The organism is Alteribacillus persepolensis, from assembly GCF_900099605.1.
Lineage (GTDB): Bacteria > Bacillota > Bacilli > Bacillales > Marinococcaceae > Alteribacillus > Alteribacillus persepolensis.
In genome coordinates this window covers 50,228-70,911 of sequence record NZ_FNDK01000013.1, presented here as the reverse complement: position 1 = coordinate 70,911, position 20,684 = coordinate 50,228, and the positions used below count along the sequence as shown (strand labels likewise).

The window sequence follows — 20,684 nt, the reverse complement described above, 5'->3', positions numbered from 1 at the left end:
CACCTCTCCTTCATCCGCCAATATAGGACATTTCAATTTTTCGTCTGTTTCTGGCTGTTTCTTCTGTTCTTTCCTCTGAGTAACGATCTGTCCGTCTCTTCCATATATCTTCTATATGCTTGCCGATATCATCCATCGATGCTGTAGAACGTATCAATTTTCTTAAGTCATATCCTGTTTCAGCAAATAAACAAGTGAATAGTTTTCCATCTGCTGAGATTCTTGCTCGTGTGCAGCTCGAACAAAATGTCTCAGAAATGGATGAAATAAACCCCACTTCTACATTTGACCCTTGATAACGGTACCTCGAGGCGACTTCCCCGAAATAGGCTTTTTCCATTGGTACAAGCGGCGCAATATGCTGCAGTTGTTCATAAATCTCTTTTTTAGTGACAACTTTGGAAAAATTCCAGCCATTTGTCTGGCCGACATCCATAAATTCAATAAAACGGAGAGTGATTCCTTTTTTCTTGCAGTACGCTGCCAAAGGAGTAATTTCATTGTCATTTACACCTTTTTTTACCACCATGTTTACTTTCACTTCTAAATCAGCTCGTATGGCAGCGTCTATTCCTCGCAAGACTGCGTCTACCTTCGTATTTCTTCCTGTCATCTCTTGAAACACCGCATTACTTAGCGCATCAAGACTTACATTTACTCTTTTAAGTCCTGCTTCCTTCAGGGCTTGAGCATGTTTTACGAGATAAACACCGTTGGTTGTCATACCAATGTCATGAATACCTTTTAGGTCAGCCAGTTGTTCTACTAATTGAGAGACATTTTTTCTCATTAAAGGCTCTCCGCCCGTTATTCGTATTTTTTCCACGCCCAGCTTTGTAAACTGTTTGGCAAGGGCAACAATTTCCTGAAAAGAAAGCAGTTCCCCTTCACTCATGAACGGGTAGTCATCTCCAAAAATTTCCTTGGGCATACAGTAAGAACACCGAAAATTACATTGGTCAATCACAGATATACGTAAATCACGAAGCGGCCGCTCATATTGATCTTTTAGGCGAACATCTTTCATATCTTGTCCCTCCTTCGATTGCAGTTAATTACCAAACGCGGTTGAAGGTTCACATCATGTGACACAACTTATTTGATCGCTATCTTATCTAGTTATCCATTCAGTTGCAGGAGAGACAACAAAATAACTCCAATAACGATTTCCCTACATAAAACACCTGCATGAGTATATACTAGTAACTTGTATCTTCCATTCACAACACAACGTTGAAGTGAAAGGAATACAAAACAAAAATTGGTGACATGAAAAAATGCAGGCATCAAATATCACAATTGGTGTAATTATCTAAAAACGATGTTTGTATATTGTAAGACGAATACGTCATAATTATGCCACTCTTAACCTAATACGTTTTTCTGCTTATGGTTTTAAAACAAAAATATTGTTTTCCATTAAATATATCATCAATCGAAGATGGAATAAAGTACCATGACGTGTCATTATCTGCTTAATGTTTAATTGGCACTGATCAGTGCTCTAAATGATGACGGCCTGCTCATTACTCCCATTTCCTCTCTCCTTTCTATCCTGAACTTTTACGTTCCCTGTCACGTTTGATATTTATTTCATCCTTATATATATGCTTCCGACTTGTTTTTTCATAAAGACAAAACCCAGTTTTTCATATGGTTCTTTCATATATTTGTCGGCTCACCACTCTTTTGTTACAGTCAGCAAGCCATTTGTGCGGCACAACAATCTTTTTTATATTTTTCTATCAATTAACAGCTGTATATTGGTTGATATTTTTTTCTGGCTGACCAGCCCTTTTAAACGCCTTTGAAGACACAAAGATTATGAACGCTAATCCAATTACACATATACCTTCAATAAGAAAAAGTGTGCTTGGCGTAAGAATGGTCAATACAATGCCTGTTAAAAAACCACCTGCACTTGCGCCTAGAAAGGCTATTCCCCGGCATACACCGGACACTCTGCCGATCTTGGATTCTGGAGTAATTGCCTGTCGGAGTGTCCGCCAGTTAATGGTATAAAGAGTAACTGCAGCAGTATAAACCCCCTGTGACATCAATAAAAACAAAAGGTTACTAGATAAACTTACAAATATGACTCCGACGCCCTGTAATCCTAAAGATAGTATCATGACTAGCCCATTAGGTAAGTGCTTCCCCACCAGAGTAGATAATAACCCTGCAGCCAGCAAAGAAATAACACTTGAAAAAGTTAACACCGTACCTACCGCTGTGGAATTCAACGTTAACTCATCACGCATGTAATAAATCAAAACAGAAGCATATGCCCCAAACATCAGGTTGCCGCAAGTACTCATGATAATCCCCCAACGTAGTACATGATGCCTAGGAACATAAATAATTCCTTCTACCAATTGAGACAGGGTTTCTTTTAGTTTATTTCCTTCTATGTTCTTTCTGGTGTTTTTAACAGTGAAAGAAACAAAACATATTAAACAACCTGCAACGAAATAGGAGAAAGCGTTTAATAAAAGTGCAGCTTCAACTCCAACCATAGCTATAAGACCGCCTGAAATAAATGGTCCAACAATTCTAGAACCAGATAAGCTTAGTTCACTTAATGAGTTCGCTGGCACCAATTCATCTTTTTTCAGCAGTGCAGGTATTAAAGATTCAAATGCAGGAAGTGTAAAAGCTACTAAGCTGGATAATATAAAACTTGCAATATATATGTGCCACATTTGCAAAAAACCTTGGGTATAAAGCAAGAATACAGCAATTAGTGGAACAATAGCACATAAATTACCTATCACTAATGAATATTTCTTATTCCATTGATCTGAAATAACCCCGCCGACAATACTAAATAATAAATACGGCAGCATTTCAATTCCATAAACAATAGCCATATGACTGGAAGAACCCGTAATATTGTAGACCAACCATGGCAATGCCAGTAAATATATTTGATCTCCCAAATAGCTGATGGTCTGTGCCAACCAAAGCTTAATAAAGTTGCTCTTATTCCAAATCGTTGAGTGAAAAAGCAATAAAAAATTACGCATATACAAGCGCTCCTTGAAAATATAAAGAACTCTACATCAAGTGAAGAAAAATTGATGTAGAGTTATCTGTTTTATTCATAGAGAGAAATAATCGACTTTTAACCGTGGAATATAGTTGGATATGTCCGAGTAATACTCTAGAATTTGATCATGAAACTGGTCAAAAGAATGTTTCAAATCATGAAGACAATTAACCGCAAAATGGGCTTCTTCTGCATTTATATATTCAATGTCTGCTAAAGCTTCTTCTAATAAACTATTATGATCAGCTTCCACATCTCCTCGCATATGCTCAATGACTGGAGCCACATCAGATGCTTTAAAGCCTGCAGCTTCTGCTAATCGTTCTAATGACGTTTTAGATTGTTCAAAATCTTCTTCTCTTGCTTCAAATAAAGATGTACAGGCAATATAAGCCAATGTACTTTGTCTTCCAATTTCACATAACATGTTAATTAAAGACATCGTTCCAATAATAGGATGAGCACTTTCAACGCGATCCTTAGGTATTCCCATTCTTTCTAGAGACTCAAGCATTAACGGATAATGATTGTATTCATCATTAAAAAAATCTGTTAAAAGTTCTTCATGATGATCATTTGTACAATGTGCCAAAGCCGTAGAAATGTGTTTCCTTGCGGATTTTACATAGTGATATGTTTCAAGTATATACCCTTGAAAAACCTCTTTTCTGGCTTCACCACTTTCTATTTGACCGAACAAACGATGGTATCCAATTTGTTGGGCCCACATTATACAACTTTCTTCAATTTGATTAATAAAATCTTCTTTTTTTATTAGATGCACAGATTCTTCTGATCTTAAGAGACCCATTTCTTCAAATTCAGTAACAATAGAAATCAGGTCTTCCTCCGAGACCTCGGTTAAATTGCTTATTTCTTTGATAGAATGCCTGCCGTCAAAATAACTTTTGACCTCAAGAAACTTCTCCCGTGACCCCATTTCTTCATCTATTTCAAAATAATTGGATCCTACAATCATTAATATGCTGTTTGTGTCTTCTTTTTCAATTAATGTGCAATGTCTCAACCTAGGATACTTAACTGAAGTGGTGAATGTGCTCATATGTAAAGCCTCCTAAATATTTTTTGCGTTCACCTAGCAAAGCTAGGTGAACGTCTTTAGATTAGCCGCACATTGTTGTATTCACAGCTGCAGTTGCAAAAGCAGGTTTCTTATCAAGCTTTTTAACTTTTACTTTAAGTGCCATATGTATCACCTCCTTCATATAGTTAACAAACTCGTTTACATTCTTTAGCTTATTAATTGGAAGTAAATAACAGTGAAGAAGAATTCAACACATTTAATGTTTAAAAGGTAAGCCTTTCACTACTACACCTTCAGATAAGTGTCCAAAAGCAAACGATTGTGGAAAGTTAGATAAAATCAAGGAATTAAAACGAACAGTATGAAAAAAGAATGCTAACTTTGTTTTATTCATTGAATTACCTCCTTCAACAACTATCTGAATTTTATGCAATAAATAGAAATCATGCACCCTTCATAAATACTGTTATATATATGTAAAACTACGAACCATGGAAAATAATGTATACTTTTTTATGTAGCACAGTTACATATGAATATATTCATATGGGAGGAAGTAAATGAAATCAAATAAGGCAGGTAGTAGATTAAAAGAAATACGGCAAATGAAAGGATACAGTCAAGTGGATTTGGCTTCTGGGATTTGTTCGCAATCGATGTTAAGCCGGATAGAAAAAGGAGAAACCGAGGCAACAACACATATTTATGTTAAATTAGCTCAAAAGCTAGGGGTTCCATTACATGCCTTTTTTGATGAAGGAGAAAGTCCAGTAGATGAGGGGATTAAATGGATAAAAGAAGATATTCGCAAAGCTGTACGAATAGATGACTACCAACAAGTCCAAAAAATTATAAATCAACAAAGGCATAACCCAATTTTCAACTCGTCCCCCGTATTAAAACAATTTCTCATTTGGCATCAAGCCTTATGCTTATATTATTTAGAAGACAAACTAGAAGAGGCTAAATCTTTCATTGACACAGCACTGGAATACACGAACTACTCTACTAAGCGAAGTGCTTCAGATCAAGAGCTGAGTATTATTGTTAGTTTGGCTATATTACATGCTGAGAACAGGGCATATTCCGAAAGTATAAGCCTATTAAATGATGTTCTTCTTCTAATAAAAGACAAAATAGGAGACCAAAACGTTACTCTTCTTTTACGTGTCTACTATAATCTAGCAAAGACTTTTCATCATACTGGGCATTATAAAGAATCTATTTATTATGCAAACAAAGGGCTCAACTTATCAATATATAAAGAGCACTTTTATTTGGCTGGAGAACTATACTATCAGCTTGGTGAATCCCTTCACCGACTAGGGAAACAAGAAGAAGCCTTACAAAAACTATCTCGGGCAGTTTCTGTTTTTGACATGCTGCATTTAAGCCAATATTCAGAAATAGTAAAAATACATATGGATTTAATAAAAAACAAGCATACTATTCCGTTTGATTAACTGATAAAACTATTAAGAGTTGCTAAGTGCCTACAAGAGACGATAGAGTTAACTCAAAAACAAAACATAAAAAAAGGACTCACCACATCCCATGACAAGGATATCCCAATTCTGTTTCATTAAAGTTCTTATAGCGTCTCCAGTATAACAAGGGTGCAACAAAGGGGATTAAAAAGACTATTCCCCTTTGTTTGGCGATAAGACAAGCTTTCTCATGATCGAACTCATTAAAAATTCCTGCTTTTCTACGTTCATCCCGGACTTTTCTATGTTTGCTATCGTTTTACGGTTGATATTAGCCCCGACAATGTGTAATCCGATAGGGTTCAAAAGATCCATTACTTTTCCGACTATTTGATTATCACTGCGCATGTGTTCAAGCATTATCGCTGTTCCGTCAGGCTTTAATACCCTCCGTATTTCTTTGAACCCTTGAATCGGCTGGGGGACCGAACAAAATACGCATGTAGAAACAACTGTATCAAATGTGTTGTCATCAAAAGCGAGCTGTTCGATATCCATTTCCTTCAGATGAATAGATTGCGGCAGGTGCATGGCTTTGTCACGTGCCTTTTGCAGCATAGCCGGACTAAAGTCAATCGCTGTGACTTGAACGTCATCTGGGTAATATTTTAAGTTAATACCTGTGCCTACTCCCACTTCTAACATTTTGCCGCGGGCCTGCTGCAGCAACTCTTTTCTCCATTTATCACGAATCATTCGGTCCATCACATCAAACACACTAGAAATGCGATTGTAGCGCCGTTTGATGGTTTCTGTTTGTTTTTTCACGCTTCTCCGTCCTTTTTGTTTCATTATAACAGCTTCTTTGCAATAGATACCTATGATTATGCACAGCCTGGTATATTTCCGTTCTTTCTATACGTATTGTAACCAACAGCTAGATAACGAGCTTCTTCTATTCTCGTTCTTCAACTATTAACGGAACTTTAGACCTGAGTCTTTTCCACTTTTCCTAACTATTTCTTGTATATTTTGACAGAAATCTTCTCTTTCCTCCTGTTAGATGTTGTTCTTTCCTCCTGTTTCTTGACATTATTTACGTTAGCATCACAATATTTTTAAATTTTGTTTATTTTCTCTTTATATAATTCCTTTACAGTTTTAACTGAGAGCAAAGAGGGACAATTGTATTCAATAGTATTTGTAGTGGCAGCGGGAATCTTTTCTTAGAGACATGTCTTTAAAAAGCAGCGAATGAACATTCTTCTCTTCCTGGCGCAGCAGCATAACCCCCTCTTATCCTTGCAAATATAGAAAAGGAGATAATGTTATGACGTATGATTATCAAAACCAAAGTAGACGTGATTTTATTAAAACATCTGGTCTTTCTCTTGCATCTCTAATTGCCATGGGGTTGATGCCGGCTGAAAAAATATTAGCCAACCCCAGTGAAACTCCCCCATTTAAGAATAATCCGTTTACACTAGGCGTAGCCTCAGGAGACCCCTTGCCCGATGGTGTCGTATTATGGACAAGGTTAGCACCAGAGCCATTAGCTGAAGATGGACGAGGAGGTATGCCTAACAGAAAAGTTCCTGTTCAATGGGAAGTCGCAAAGGATCAAAACTTTCATCATGTAGTGAAAAAGGGCACTGCCTTGGCTTTACCAGAATTAGCCCATTCTGTGCATGTAGAAGTAGATGGGCTGGAACCATGGCGCCATTATTATTATCGGTTTAAAGCCGGGCCACAAATCAGCTCTATTGGCCGAACAAAAACAGCCCCCGCTGATAAAACACCTATTTCTTCTCTTTCCATTGCTTTAGCATCTTGTCAAGCATGGTACCACGGATACTACACGGCCTATCAACATATGGCAGAAGAGAATTTTGATCTTGTCTTCTTTTTAGGTGATTATATTTATGAGTATGCTATCAACTCCGATAATCTCGTACGTCCTGTAGAGCTGTCCAATGCTCATAATGCTAAAGTGGTAACACTTGATCAATACAGACTTCGTTATGCTCTCTTTAAAACTGACCCCGATCTGCAGTCTGCTCATGCCGCTTTCCCGTGGGTCATGACTTGGGACGACCACGAGGTAGAAAACAATTATGCAGATGAAAATTCCCAATATGGGGCTGCCGAACAACAATTTCTTGAACAGCGTGCTGCCGCTTATCAAGCTTACTATGAGAATTTGCCGCTTCGAAGCACTTCAATGCCTAATGGGCCGGACATGAAGCTGTATCGACAGCTAACCTATGGAAACCTGGCAAACTTTCACGTGCTAGACACACGCCAATACCGAGATGATTATACAAACGTTTTTGTCTCCGGACCCGATGCCAAGAAACGCTTAGATCCAGAGAGAACCATACTCGGAGAAAAACAAGAACAGTGGTTGTATAATAGCTTAAAACATTCTCAAACAACATGGAATGTTCTTGCCCAGCAAGTAGTGATGACACAAATTGATAGAAATACAGGACCTGGAAAAGAATTCAGCATGGACCAGTGGGACGGTTTTGTTGCAAACCGCAATCGTATATTCTCAACGATTAAGGAACATAATGTTAAAAATCCAATCGTATTATCAGGAGACGTTCACCGACATGTCGCTGCTAACCTAAAAGAGAACTTTCATCATCCTGATTCCCCTAATATAGGAGCAGAGTTTGTTACCAGCTCCATCACCTCAGGAATGGATGGATCTGAAACAGACGGTTACACCCCTATCTGGCTAAATAACGAACACGTCAAACTCTACAATGCTCATCGCGGATATGTTCGTTGCTCTATCACTCCGGAGCAATGGACAACGGATTACCTTATTGTTCCCTATGTAACCGAAAAAGGTGCACCAGTTCAAAAACTCGCTAGTTTTACCGTAGAAAATGGTCGTCCTGGAATACAAGAACCTCGTGTACAAACCAACAAAAATCAGGAGAACACAGAATCCATGACCTGAATCAAATTTTTCCATTAATAAAAAACCCAGCTGATCATCTCAGCCGGGTTTTTGTCTTTCATTGACTTTCTTATCATCCTCATCGATTTGGCAAGGAAACATTTTCTTTAGGACAGCGGGCGGGCTTTCACTGCATAATTCTCTTCGTTGATTTGAATAATTTCGGCATCGAAATTATTTTCTTGCAGTATTTCTTTCATTTTTGCAGAAGAAATACGCTCATGAAGAGGAGGACCTGCTTCGGTTTCCACTGCTTCCCATTCGATCAGCACAATTTCTCCGCCAGGTTTTACAATACGCTTCATTTCAGCAAGTGCCTGAGCAATGCTTTCCACTTCATGAATGACAAATGCTGCTAGAACCTTGTTTACCAAGTTTTGTTCTAAGCGGATGTTTTCTAAATCACTGATAACATATTGAATATTGCTGCACCCTTCTTGACCGGCACGTTCTTTCAACATATCAAGCATTTGCTGTGCAATATCAACCGCATACACTGTGTTATTTGTTTTTTTCGCTAATGGCAATGTAAAAAAACCATTTCCAGCTCCTACATCAGCAATGGCGTCTTCTTGTTGAAAATGCATGTCCACGAAGTGATCCGGCCGTAAACGTTCTTTTCTATCATCACTCAACAGCAATTCTGCTTTATCCGGGTTGAATCGTTTCTCCGACATTTTTTCTCCTCCTTTAGCCTGGCGGCTCCACAAATACACACCAGGGTATAAAACATATTAAAAATTTTACCGCCAGGCACTCATTCCGCCTTTTACATTGTATATATGCTTAAATCCCTGTTTTTTAAGCATCTTAGCAGCTTTCATACTTCTCATTCCGCTTTGACAAATCACAATAATTTCTTTTTCTGGGTCTAACTCTTTTGATTTACTGGATAAGTTAGAAAGCGGAATGTTTTGAAACAACTTACTGTGATGCGATTGATATTCAGCAGGTGTTCTAACATCAATCCCTTGGGTATTATTACCTTTCAACTGTTTCTTGGCTTCTGCCGGATTAATATTAGTTATCCCTTTAACAGGGACGAACCGGCTTATGATAAACCACAGCATTAGCGCTATAAAGATTCCTTGCAGGATGATATCCATTGTTTTCTCCTCTCCTTGCACGTATATGCTCTGACTGGTTATCCAAGCACATCCATCCAAATATTAATCGCTGTTCCTAAAATCAAAACAGCCAGTATGGCTTGTAAAAGTTTCGTATTTACTTTTTGACCTGCCTTTGCTCCTAGTGACGAAGCAATGATACTTGCCACAATCATGACGATAGCTGGAATGAACAATACTTGTCCTGTTAACAATTTTCCTGTTGTTGCACCAATCGATGAGATAAAGGTGACAGCAAGCGAGGATGCAATCGTCATCCGCGTTGGAATCTTAAGGACCACAAGCATAATAGGGACCAAAATAAATGCTCCTGCAGCACCAACAACTCCTGCTCCAATCCCGACAATAAAGGCAAGTAAAGCAGCCAGCCATTTATTAAAGGTCACTTGATGCAAAGACACATCATCCAGCCCTTTTTTCGGAACAAACATCATGACAGCAGCAATGGTAGCTAATACGCCATACACTACATTAATGGCACTTTCTGTCATGAGTTCAGAACCGTACCCACCAATAAAACTTCCTAATAAAATCGCTGTTCCCATGTAAGCAATCAGTGTTTTATTTAAATATCCACCTTTGCGGTAAGCCCATACACCGCCTACCGTTGCAAACAGAACCTGTACAGCACTGATTCCAGATACTTCGTGAGCTGTAAAAGCAGACAGCCCAAACATTGGCGGGATATATAAAAGCATTGGATATTTAACAATAGACCCGCCGATGCCTACCATGCCGGAGATAAAAGAACCAATAAAACCGATAAGAAAAAGAACGATAATAAATAAGATGCTGTATTCCATAACAAATTATCTCCTTCATGAAAAGGGGCCCATATAACATGGGCCTTCCTTTACGCTTTTTTAATCCAAAATTTTAGTACGTCATCTTCCTCTGTATCTTTCAGTAGCTCATGTCCACTAGATTTTGTCCAAGCAGCAAGATCACTTTTTGCGCCCTTATCCGTTGCATGAACCTCTAGAACGTCTCCTATATTTAGTTCTTCCATTGCTTTTTTCGTCTTCACAATTGGCATAGGACAAGCCAATCCTTTCGCATCTAATACTTTTGCTGCATCCATGATGATTCCTCCTCTTAAAATGTATTATCCTTCCACCGCACAGCGGTTTGGTCCAATTTCCATTTCTTTTTGTTCTTCTGTTTCAGGGGTGATTTTCCCCATGTTTGTTTTGCGAATATCTTCATATGCATTTGGCTGCGGCGGCAGATTTTCCGTTACCATTTTTCTAAATTCATTTTCATCTTCTACTTTGAGTCCAGCATTTCTCTGATAGAGATCTCCTAAACGGGCAGAGACACTTCCGCCTTTTCCCAGTTCTTCTGCAAACGAGTAGTGGGCCGGCAGAACAATCAAATCATCAGAAAGTTCTTTGTAACGGCTGTATAGTGTATCACGCAGATCTCCTACCCAGTCCTCTGCTTTTCCGGCAAGATCCGGACGTCCGATTGACTTTACAAACAAAATATCGCCTGTTAAAAGATACTGATTATCTACAATTAAGGATGTGCTTCCGAGTGTATGGCCTGGAGAATACAGCGGCTGCACGTTAATGGATGTGTTTCCAACATGGATATCACTGCCTTCTTGTAAAGCCGCATATTCAAACGTCACCTCTGCCGCGTCTTTTTCAGGAAGGTAATAGACCCCCCCTGTTCTTTCGGCAAGTTCCCGTCCGCCGGAAATGTGATCAGCATGCAAGTGTGTGTCAATAGCGTATTTAATTTGAACACCTTTTTCTTCTGCAAACTTCTCATATACATCTGTCATCCGATTGGCATCCACAACGGCAGCTTCTCCATTGGATTCAATGAAGTAAGACAAGCAGCCTTTTCCTAAACGAATAAATTGATAAATGCTTCCGCCATCGCTTAAGTCACCAATTTTTACTGGCTCTAAATGTTCACTCCAGGCTTTCATGCCGCCTTCTAAGTTGTAGACATCTGTAAAACCGTCTTCTTCCAGCATGTCAGCAATCATTTCGGAAGATCCGCCTTTCGCGCATACAACGATCACTTCTTGATCTTTTTGCAATTTACCAGAAACAGGATCCACACTATCCAGCAAGTTAAAATACGGTTCATTGATAACTTCTACGTTTCCGCCTTCGATTTTCCAGTCATCAAACTCATCGGTATTGCGGACATCTAAAATAAGTGTTTGTTCATCATTGATAATCTTTTTTGCTAACTCTTTTGTACTTAGCGTTTTAGACATTCCGGTTTCCCTCCTTATTTAGAATGACAATGTGATATTGGCGTCTTTTGCATACTCCATAAATGTAGCTGCACCGCCAACTTCAATCCCTTCAATAAAGTCTTCTTTTTCTAAATTCATCACATCCATCGTCATTTGACAGCCAATTAACTTCACATTCATTTCCTTAGCCATGCTCACTAATTCTTCAATGGATGGTACGTTTGCTTGTTTAAATCCTTCTTGAAAATGTTCTTTCCCTTCTGGAAGCGGAAGATCTTTGTGGGCTTCTTTATGAATGAGATTCAACCCTTCAAATGTGAAGAAAATACCTACTTCTGCATCGGACGCTGCAGCAGCGCTTGCGATATTAAACACCTTGTACGCATCAAATAAAGATCCATTTGCCGCAATAACCGCTACTTTTGTATTTGCCATCTATAATTCCTCCTGTGTACTGATCATATTTTTAACGATTTTTTTCCGTTGGTCCATCCCACTTAGTCATACCAGGGACAACATTCTTTACGTTTTTAAAGCCTTTTTCCGATAGCTTCTGAGATGCTAAGTCACTTCGATTTCCTGTCCTGCACACAACATGAAGATCATTCTCTTGGTTGATTTCATCCATTCTGTTATCCAATTCACCAAGCGGGATATTAACAGCCCCTGGAATATGGCCAAATGCATATTCTGCTGGTTCCCGGACATCAAGAACCGTAATATCTTCATTGCCGGCGATTTTTTTTCGAAGCTCTTCCAAGTCAATCACATCTTCATGTTTAGTGTCTTCTTTTGCTTCCTCTTCGCTGGCTTTTCGAACGTAATGTTTAAGGACGTCCCCTTCTTCTACGGTTCCAAGGTATTGATGGCCGGTACTCTCCGCCCAAGCTTTCAAATCGGCAGTTGATCCTTTATCTGTCGCCTGCACTTCCATCACTTGGCCAGGTTCTAAATCAGTCATTGCTTTTTTTGTCTTTACAATTGGCATCGGACAAGCCAATCCTTTTGCGTCTAACGTTTCATTTGCTGTGATATCCATAAAAATCCCTCCTATTTCTCTACTTCATCTTCCCACTCAAGCATGCCGCCATCGACATTCGTGACGTTATAGCCTTTTTCAATCAAGAACTCACTTGCTTTACCGCTTCGCCCTCCAGAGCGGCAGACCATATAATAATGTTTGTCTTGATCGAGCTCATGAAACCGGTCTTCGACTTCTCCAAGCGGAATGTGCTTGGCGCCAGGAATTTTCCCTTGTGCGACTTCATTATCTTCACGAACGTCCACTACGTTAACGTCTTCTCCTTGTTTGACTTTCTCTGCTAATTCTTTCGTGTGAATCTCTTTCATGAATATCCATCCTCCTCGTTTTTGGTTATCTTTCCCTCATTTGAAACCTTTATTACCATACATATACATGTAAGGGTATATAAATATCGAAAAATTATTAGATAAACAAAGTGATGTTGGCTTCTTCCGATTCTCCAATATAGGCAGCTACTCCTCCGTAATCTAAACCGTCAATCAGTTCCTCTTTTCTAAGCCCAAGCAAATCCATTGTCATCGTACACGCCAGTAAACTGACATCCTGCTCTTGAGCCATTTCAACCAATTGAGGAAGAGGCATAGCATTATGCTGTTTCATCACTTTCTTTATCATTTTAGGACCCATTCCCAAATAGTTCATCTTTGAAAGCCCCATTTTATCAACGCCTCTAGGCATCATTTTCCCAAACATTTTCTCCATGAATCCTTTTTTTACAGGAACTTGATTTTCTTTTCGCAATGCATTCAGTCCCCAAAAAGTATGGAAAATTGTTACGTCATGTCCATAGGCTGCTGCTCCATTAGCGATAATATAAGCAGCCATTGCTTTATCATAATCACCACTAAATAAAATAATGGTTGTTTTTTTGTTTTCCGCCATATCAGCTTCTCCTCTCTATTATTACATATACCCGTAATGGTATTAAAATAATTAAAAAATATATTATTACCGGCTTTTCACTAAAAGATCCACCGCTTCTTTAATAAGCTGCTCAGAGTTTTCTCCGTTTTCCTGCTGCTCTCGAATACAATGCTCAAGATTTTGGCCGACCATAAGTGCAGCCGTGCGATCCAATGCATTTCTTACCGCTGTTACTTGATTAACAATGTCGCGGCACTCTTTTTCCTCTTCTATCATTTTTGATAGTCCTCTCACTTGTCCTTCAATCCGTTTCATCCTATTCTTCACTTGCTCATCAAACTCCATCTCTTCCCCTCCTTTTCGTTTTATTTATTTATAGCAATGCGAAATATTGTTGTTTTTAATTACAGTCTTTATACTATACCCCCTATAGTATTTTGTCAACCCTCTCCGCTAAAAATTTTCCTCATGTTTAGAACGCTGCCCCAAAAAGGGACAAGGACAGGGGGCGTATCCGCTGCTTTCAACGGTCAATCATTTAGCTTTTTCATGAGCAAAAGCCGCTTCTTGTAAACATCCAGCCATTCCTTTAACGAACACTGATACTGAGTGCAACATGCAGCGGCTTCTTCATCATATACCGGACGTGTGTGATTTTTACAGGGATTCTTTTTTAGCCGATTCCCCCGCACGCCTGCATGTATGTCAATGTAAACACCTCGTAGCGCAAGACGATCCGCCTTGTTGGCCATCTCTATGCAGACTTTTTATGATTCGTTCGTGATGGGAAGGGAAAACCAGAACTGATGGCTTGTTCCATCGGTTTCTAACCCGAATAAACCGCCGTGTTTTTCTATCACTTCTTTTACAATCGCAAGGCCGATTCCTTTCTCCCTAGAAGATGCTTGTTTTTTTCCTTTTTTATAAAAATAACGTTCAAAAATTTTATTTTTCTCATGAGAGGAAATCGGTTTTCCTTCTACTTCTACGTAGACAGTGTAATAGTGAGCTTCTCTCACGCCTTGAATGGAAATAGGGGAGGGGGTTTGCTGGTGCTCTACTGCGTTTTGTATGAAGTTGATCAGTACTTGCTGCAGCTGCTCTCGATCTCCCCAAACCTGTTCAGTTTCCATATTCATTGCCACATGAATCCCTTTCTCCTCGAGCTCCCATTGAAATAAGATGATGACTTGCTCCATCAGTCTCTTCATATTCAGCTTTTCTTTTTGCAAACCGCCTGTGGATTCAATTTCCCATTCTGACAATTTATATAACTCATCTACCATATGAATGAGGCGGACCGATTCTTTATGTAAGGCATCATACAAAGCCTCGTTTCCGGTTATTACCCCTTTTTTTAACCCTTCGAGATAGCCGTTAATGTTAGATAAAGGTGTTCTGAGCTCATGTGCTGTCGTCGATACAATTTGTGCTCGTGACTCTTCCAATGTTTTTAGTTTGTCGGATAAACGTTGAAAATTTCTCGTTAAGCGGCTGATTTCATTGTTGTGCTTCTCTGTTGGAATCGTGGGAAATTCCCCTTTTATTAACTCTTCTGTTGAGTCAGCAAGACGTTGAATGGGAGTAACGACTTTTTTCACAAAATAAAAATAAAACAGCCCCCCAAAAATAATGGAAAAGAATAAAATCATAACAACAAAGCCAAACAACGTCTGATTAAAGGACTGCTGCTGTGCTTGATTCACTCCATTCATGTCGCCAACAAGCTGGCAGGCAAATTGGTACATCGTAAATCCACTTAAACCAAGCACTATACTAACGATAAGAATATTTCCAAGCGTCAACCGGCTGACGAGAGATAATTTTTTAGACGACAAACTTATACCCCATTCCTCGTACCGTTATAATCCTCTTAGGAGATGACGGATCATCTTCTATTTTTTCACGCAAATGTTTAATGTGAACATCTATCGTTCGATCTTGTACGATATTTTCTGTCAAAGGATAAATTTGCTCCAATAACTGTTCCCTTGAAAAAAGGGTGTGGGGATGGCGCATAAAATGATACAGCAGAGTAAATTCAATTTTGGTAAGAGAAAGAACAGAACCATAAAGTTCTACTTCTCCTTTTCTCGGTTTAATAGTTAAACCATTATGTGTTACTTTCTGGCAGGCATGTCCGGTTCTTCGAAGAATCGTCTCTACACGAACAACCAATTCTTCTGGACTAAATGGCTTCGTGACATAATCATCTGCGCCCATTTTTAAGCCTGCAATTTTTTCCCGGCTGCTTACTTTGGCAGTCAGCATTAAGACCGCCACCTCCAGTCCTTGTTCGCGTACCCATTGACATACTTCCTCGCCGGATTTCTTAGGAAGCATCAAGTCCAAGATAATGAAGCACGGATCGGAGCGGGGAATAATTTGTAACGCTTCTTCTCCGTCTGTGGCTGTCACTACGTGATAACCCGCATTTTCCAAATATATTTTTACTAAGTCCCGGATCATCGGGTCATCTTCTACGACTAGTACGGTATGCTGCATATGCTTCCCCCCATTATCAACACCAACCTCTTAATCCATAGCGTTCCACTCATTTACCATATAATCATACGTCATGGCTCCTAAACTAATTTGTCTTACTATTCCTTCACGATCAATAAAAAAGGAGGAAGGAATCGGCTGTACACCATAAGCGTTTGCAACCGCTATCTCTTCATCTAACAGCAGTGGAAACGTCAGTTCAAAATCTTCCGCAAACGTTTCGACACTTTGAACACCAGGTTCTGTTTCCGTTAAATTAACAGCTAGTATATTTACATCATGCTCTTCGTATAATTTTTGCATGTCCGGCATTTCTGCACGACACGGCGGGCACCAGGTTGCCCAAAAATTTATTAATACCCTTTCCCCTCGGTAATCAGACAGTGATACTTCTTTTCCATCTAATGTTTGTAAGGTAAAATCCGGCGCTTTTTCACCTGTTTTTAACCAGTCTCCTTGAGAATCAGCTTCTGTATCTTCCTGTTGTATATCGAATTCATTCGCTGAAGGACCTGTTCCTTCCTCTGTTGTTTCAGACGTTGCCCCGCCCTCTTGTTCTTCAGTCACGAGCGCTTCATAAAACGCCCATCCTAACATTGCTATTAGTATAACACCAATAATAGCCGTTCTCATCTTACTGAACCTCCTCTATTATTATCCTAATTGTCCGAACCATGTACCTTCTACGAGCCTCAATAAATAAATCGATAAACGCGTTAATTCACCAGTGTACAATAAAATTCCCATGATAATTAAGATGCCTCCGCCCACTTTCATCATCACAGACGAGTATTTCAAAATCCATTTCGTTGTGCCTGCAAAAAAACCTAACGTTATAAAAGGAAGAGAAAAGCCTATCACATAAAAACCGGTATACCACAGGCCAGAAGATGGATTAGAAGCAGCAAGCAGCAAAATTGAAGCAAAAATTGGCCCGATACACGGGGTCCATCCAGCCGCAAAACCAACTCCTACCAGTGTTGTTCCTGCATAACCAGCCGGCTTTTTCGCAAACCGAAACCGTTTTTCTTTCGCAAATGCCTTTATATTCAGCCATCCCATAATATAAAGACCCATCACAACAATAAATACACCACTGATTCGCTGAATGAGCTGGCCGCTGTCTCCTCGCAGGAAATCATTAATAAACTGGCCTGCATAAGAAGCTCCTAATCCAAGCCCAATAAAAACGAGCGAAATACCTCCTAAGAAAAACAGGGAATGACTCAGAACTTTGAACCGTATCTCTTTTGTTTGGTGTGTTTGTAAGTCTTTTACTCCTATCCCCGTAATATAAGAAAGATAAGCAGGAAACAAAGGCAAAGTACAAGGTGATATAAAGGAAATAACTCCAGCCCAAAAAGCCAGCCATATCGTTACGTCTCCTGTTTCCATCATTTTTTATCCACCGCCTTTCCCCTTCTAATCCAAGCCGACAGAAAGCCTGCTGTTCCAACTGAGGCCACACAAACAAAAAACCACGCCGGCATATATAGGAACAATGCTTTTGCCGGAAAGATGAAACTGTATGCGCTCATGACCATCCCATAGAAAAACAAAAGGATATACAGAAGATATTCGTAAGACAATTTGTTTTTGAGAAACAAAAATGCTAAAAATACAAGACCCGCCGCCGTCATATGCATCACAAGTGCGGCTGACGCAGTCTGACTGTATATTTGATAACTCAAAAAGAAAAATTCCGTTAATATATAGATAAGAACCGAATACAGAGCTGCTTCAAAATATAATTTTTTCTCACTCCTTGACGCAACAGCTAAATAAATACCTGCCGCAATCCAACCAGCTGTCCATTCTTTCCATGTCCCAGGTGAAGCTAATACAGATATGGGATAACGAAACGCCAGCGATGTTTGAAAAAGAAACGATGATAACTGATAAACAAGAATAAAAACAAATAACATATTGCCAATCACGTCTTTTTTCCGATGATCATCTTTAGCAAAGCAGCCAATATAGCGCAGCACCCCAAATGCTAAAAGCAGCGAAACTCCAGCAGCAACCCATTCCTTATGAATAATGAATGAACCAATTTGCCAAATATCTTCCACAGTAAACTCCTTTCCGCTCAATCAAAATCATTATAATAACGTTATATTAATTTTTTATTAAAAAACTCTATTACATTCTATTGTTGTTTCTGCACTATCGGTAGATGCTTGCGGCAAACGCAGCCTTGCCTTCCCAAAACGTAATAAACCGCCCATCCTCGTGTGATTGCTGGATCGTGCTTTTCCCGCAGACATCGCCGTCTATCACTTGTTACACATTTCATATGTTTGCATGAACACCCTCCCCTTTAACAAGGCATTTAAAAAGGTAAAAAACCCTTCAACTACATTTTTTAGTTGAAGGGTTACTTACATACACAAGCCTGATGACGAACATTATTCTTTTCTTTTAATGAGTTTATCCCCTTTTCCTCATTCTTCTGTCAATTGATATACGCTTCTTAATTTCTAGTTTTTTGCTTCAGTTTATATTCCGCAAAGCTAACACTGTAACTACCAACCACTATTTAACAAAGAAGTTACTGATGTCTCTTCTACGTATGTTGCCGCCTCTACACCGCTGATTATACCAAAGTAAATGCTAATAACTGCCAGCACCCCAAACACTATGGATCCTGTAATCGTATCATTCTTATAAAAAACATAGATAACTAGAAGTAAAAACACAATTCCTATTAAAAAAAACAAAAGGCTAAACCAATGAAGGTGAAAAAACAGTTCCGTATCGGAATTGACCGGAAAGGTGACTAACGATTGGAATAAAATGGAAGAACCTTCTCTATTTAATGTTTGAGCTATATTTTGTGGTGGTTCTTGTTCACTCATAAAACCAGTTATGACAAATACGGCCATTATAATCAAGCTTTCAGCCCGCCACCAGCTGCGCGGGGACACAGTTGGCGTGTTTTTTACTTTTCTTCTCATCAAAAATCCATTTATACACGCGTATACCATCAATGGGATAAACAGTAAGTGTTTAAATAATAACGCTTGCCCGTATGTCAGCATCCAAGAGTTCATTATATTCTCCGTAAGAAAAAAGGTCATAAACACACCTGAAAAACTGACAACAATGACACATATAACAGCAATTGGAGTGAACCAATCAACAAATCCTTCCCAATTCTCATCATTTACGGCAAACCAACTGACAATCATTAAAATTCCAACCCACGTACTAACAGCCATTAAATGCAGGATATGGGATGTGGCACCTGGATAACTTGCCATGTTAGCGGAATGACCGACTACTCCCTGCGTCACAATCATTCCAAATACGAGCAGCAGACCTGCTAGGTTCACATATGAATCATCCCGTCTTTTAGGCAGCAACCACATTAAAGCTGCAAAGATGATAACCAACAACAGCAACGCTGTCCAAGCTCTGCCTAGTTCTATTTCCATTAACACGTAGATAAAACTAGAAATAAACGATTCTTCCCGGTATTCATTCATGTTTAACGTTACATGCAGCACTGGAGGAAGAGATAACATTGGAATAAGCAGCACGCTTCCAACCTGCCATTTTTTTGGTACAACGACTCTAGGTTTTTTGTCCTCGGGAAGCATAGAGAGTATACAATGACCAATAACTAGTGCAAAGCATACGTACAATAAACCATTACTTACCGCGAAAATCATGAACGTTTTTTCCTAGAGAAAAAAATGATAAAACCTGCTGCTATGACGATAAGTCCTATGGTAGCCGGCAAAAGTACTCCGTTGCCATTATCCTCTGCTTCCTCTGGCTGAGTGACTTGCTCTTCTTCCTCAGGAGATGCTTCTTCCGATGAAATGGATTCCTCCCGTTCTGATTCAGATCCACTTTCAGATTCTTCTTCAGAAGCCTCATATGTGTAAGACAGCTCGTCTTCCATGACATGGCCGTCTTCTCCAACAATACTATAAAACAGAGTATACTCTCCCTCATTCATAGCTTCGGGGAGTTGAACATCAATTGTGTCTTCAGGGTTATGTCTTATTTCATCTAATTCCAGTTCGTTTCCACTTTCATCTATTAATACCATAGTGTTCGTTTCTTGAACCATAGAGTCAAAGGAAAGAGTAATAGTAGTCGTTTCTTCTAATATAGATCCTTCTTCAGGATCAGCACTTTCAAGATGGGTATGAGCTCCTGCTGCAGTTGGAAAAGCAACTAAGCCAACAACACAGCTTAATAAAAAACGTTTCACTTGGAATCACCTTTCCCTTTTCAGTTATTAACAAAGTCCTTACATTACCGCATCATAGCATAAAGGTGATGTTTTTTGTTTCTTTTCAATATCTTTTCACAAATATTAACAACCTGAAGATTGTATTTAAAAAATAAAGACCAGCAGCATAAAAAACGGGAGCCTGGATTAAACCTAAAACAGAATGAATATGAAACCATAAAAAAAT

24 protein-coding genes are annotated in these 20,684 nt (G+C 39.2%); 2 read left to right on the top strand and 22 right to left on the bottom strand.

Translation table 11 applies throughout. The annotated features are described in order from the left end of the window. Positions 1-10 precede the first annotated feature (10 nt). The 4 genes from moaA to BLT18_RS18230 form a co-directional block, all read right to left on the bottom strand. Positions 11-1,027: a GTP 3',8-cyclase MoaA gene (moaA, locus tag BLT18_RS11230; protein WP_091273978.1), complete on the bottom strand. Its 1,017-nt coding sequence runs from the start codon at positions 1,025-1,027 to the stop codon at positions 11-13. 718 nt (positions 1,028-1,745) lie between these two features. Beyond that, positions 1,746-3,026: an MFS transporter gene (locus BLT18_RS11225; RefSeq protein WP_091273977.1), complete on the bottom strand. Its 1,281-nt coding sequence runs from the start codon at positions 3,024-3,026 to the stop codon at positions 1,746-1,748. A 75-nt stretch (positions 3,027-3,101) separates the two neighbouring features. Beyond that, the gene (locus tag BLT18_RS11220) at positions 3,102-4,112 is read right to left on the bottom strand and encodes a thiaminase II/PqqC family protein (RefSeq protein WP_091273975.1); all 1,011 of its coding nucleotides are present in this window, start codon (positions 4,110-4,112) and stop codon (positions 3,102-3,104) included. Between the two features lie 238 nt (positions 4,113-4,350). Beyond that, entirely contained in the window at positions 4,351-4,488 is a 138-nt protein-coding gene (locus BLT18_RS18230; protein WP_175487479.1) for a hypothetical protein, read from the bottom strand. A gap of 166 nt (positions 4,489-4,654) precedes the next feature. Here BLT18_RS18230 and BLT18_RS11215 point away from each other — a divergent pair, with 166 nt between their 5' ends. Then, on the top strand, positions 4,655-5,557 hold the full coding sequence (locus tag BLT18_RS11215; RefSeq protein ID WP_091273973.1) for a helix-turn-helix domain-containing protein: 903 nt from the start codon (positions 4,655-4,657) through the stop codon (positions 5,555-5,557). A 177-nt stretch (positions 5,558-5,734) separates the two neighbouring features. Here BLT18_RS11215 and BLT18_RS11210 read toward each other — a convergent pair whose 3' ends face one another. Beyond that, complete coding sequence (locus BLT18_RS11210) at positions 5,735-6,349, bottom strand: class I SAM-dependent methyltransferase (RefSeq protein WP_245705250.1); 615 nt, start codon at positions 6,347-6,349, stop codon at positions 5,735-5,737. A gap of 502 nt (positions 6,350-6,851) precedes the next feature. Between BLT18_RS11210 and BLT18_RS11205 the strand changes: the two genes are divergently transcribed. Next, the gene (locus BLT18_RS11205) at positions 6,852-8,492 is read left to right on the top strand and encodes an alkaline phosphatase D family protein (protein ID WP_091273970.1); all 1,641 of its coding nucleotides are present in this window, start codon (positions 6,852-6,854) and stop codon (positions 8,490-8,492) included. Positions 8,493-8,599: 107 nt separating this feature from the next. On the opposite strand, the gene BLT18_RS11200 is transcribed toward BLT18_RS11205, so the two are convergent. From BLT18_RS11200 to BLT18_RS11120, 17 genes are all read right to left on the bottom strand, one after another. Beyond that, positions 8,600-9,169, bottom strand: a complete 570-nt coding sequence (locus BLT18_RS11200) for a class I SAM-dependent methyltransferase (protein WP_091273969.1) — start codon at positions 9,167-9,169, stop codon at positions 8,600-8,602. A 66-nt stretch (positions 9,170-9,235) separates the two neighbouring features. After that, the gene (locus tag BLT18_RS11195) at positions 9,236-9,598 is read right to left on the bottom strand and encodes a rhodanese-like domain-containing protein (protein WP_091273967.1); all 363 of its coding nucleotides are present in this window, start codon (positions 9,596-9,598) and stop codon (positions 9,236-9,238) included. A gap of 38 nt (positions 9,599-9,636) precedes the next feature. Further along, positions 9,637-10,422: a sulfite exporter TauE/SafE family protein gene (locus tag BLT18_RS11190; protein ID WP_091273966.1), complete on the bottom strand. Its 786-nt coding sequence runs from the start codon at positions 10,420-10,422 to the stop codon at positions 9,637-9,639. Positions 10,423-10,472: 50 nt separating this feature from the next. Then, on the bottom strand, positions 10,473-10,700 hold the full coding sequence (locus tag BLT18_RS11185) for a sulfurtransferase TusA family protein (protein ID WP_091273965.1): 228 nt from the start codon (positions 10,698-10,700) through the stop codon (positions 10,473-10,475). Between the two features lie 24 nt (positions 10,701-10,724). Beyond that, positions 10,725-11,855 (bottom strand): MBL fold metallo-hydrolase, encoded by a 1,131-nt coding sequence (locus tag BLT18_RS11180; protein ID WP_091273964.1) that lies wholly within the window; start codon positions 11,853-11,855, stop codon positions 10,725-10,727. 18 nt (positions 11,856-11,873) lie between these two features. Continuing rightward, a complete protein-coding gene (locus BLT18_RS11175; RefSeq protein ID WP_091273962.1) occupies positions 11,874-12,272 on the bottom strand; it encodes a DsrE/DsrF/DrsH-like family protein in 399 nt (132 codons plus the stop codon). Positions 12,273-12,303: 31 nt separating this feature from the next. Beyond that, on the bottom strand, positions 12,304-12,876 hold the full coding sequence (locus BLT18_RS11170) for a sulfurtransferase TusA family protein (protein ID WP_091273960.1): 573 nt from the start codon (positions 12,874-12,876) through the stop codon (positions 12,304-12,306). 11 nt (positions 12,877-12,887) lie between these two features. After that, complete coding sequence (locus BLT18_RS11165; protein WP_091273959.1) at positions 12,888-13,187, bottom strand: rhodanese-like domain-containing protein; 300 nt, start codon at positions 13,185-13,187, stop codon at positions 12,888-12,890. A 97-nt stretch (positions 13,188-13,284) separates the two neighbouring features. Then, positions 13,285-13,764, bottom strand: coding sequence for a DsrE/DsrF/DrsH-like family protein (locus BLT18_RS11160; protein ID WP_091273958.1), 480 nt, complete (start codon positions 13,762-13,764; stop codon positions 13,285-13,287). A gap of 66 nt (positions 13,765-13,830) precedes the next feature. Continuing rightward, on the bottom strand, positions 13,831-14,091 hold the full coding sequence (locus BLT18_RS11155; protein ID WP_091273956.1) for a metal-sensitive transcriptional regulator: 261 nt from the start codon (positions 14,089-14,091) through the stop codon (positions 13,831-13,833). Positions 14,092-14,513: 422 nt separating this feature from the next. Then, positions 14,514-15,584 (bottom strand): sensor histidine kinase, encoded by a 1,071-nt coding sequence (locus BLT18_RS11150; protein WP_091273954.1) that lies wholly within the window; start codon positions 15,582-15,584, stop codon positions 14,514-14,516. Then, positions 15,574-16,251: a response regulator transcription factor gene (locus BLT18_RS11145; RefSeq protein WP_091273952.1), complete on the bottom strand. Its 678-nt coding sequence runs from the start codon at positions 16,249-16,251 to the stop codon at positions 15,574-15,576. The genes BLT18_RS11150 and BLT18_RS11145 overlap by 11 nt, the downstream gene beginning before the upstream one ends. A 30-nt stretch (positions 16,252-16,281) precedes the next feature. Further along, positions 16,282-16,884, bottom strand: a complete 603-nt coding sequence (locus BLT18_RS11140) for a peroxiredoxin family protein (RefSeq protein WP_091273950.1) — start codon at positions 16,882-16,884, stop codon at positions 16,282-16,284. 21 nt (positions 16,885-16,905) lie between these two features. Then, positions 16,906-17,649 (bottom strand): cytochrome c biogenesis CcdA family protein, encoded by a 744-nt coding sequence (locus BLT18_RS11135; protein WP_091273949.1) that lies wholly within the window; start codon positions 17,647-17,649, stop codon positions 16,906-16,908. Beyond that, a complete protein-coding gene (locus BLT18_RS11130) occupies positions 17,646-18,323 on the bottom strand; it encodes a hypothetical protein (RefSeq protein WP_091273948.1) in 678 nt (225 codons plus the stop codon). The genes BLT18_RS11135 and BLT18_RS11130 overlap by 4 nt, the downstream gene beginning before the upstream one ends. A gap of 453 nt (positions 18,324-18,776) precedes the next feature. Beyond that, a complete protein-coding gene (locus BLT18_RS11125; RefSeq protein WP_091273947.1) occupies positions 18,777-19,925 on the bottom strand; it encodes a copper resistance D family protein in 1,149 nt (382 codons plus the stop codon). After that, the gene (locus BLT18_RS11120; RefSeq protein WP_091273946.1) at positions 19,922-20,476 is read right to left on the bottom strand and encodes a copper resistance CopC family protein; all 555 of its coding nucleotides are present in this window, start codon (positions 20,474-20,476) and stop codon (positions 19,922-19,924) included. Before BLT18_RS11120 ends, BLT18_RS11125 begins: the two co-directional genes overlap by 4 nt. Positions 20,477-20,684: the final 208 nt, after the last annotated feature.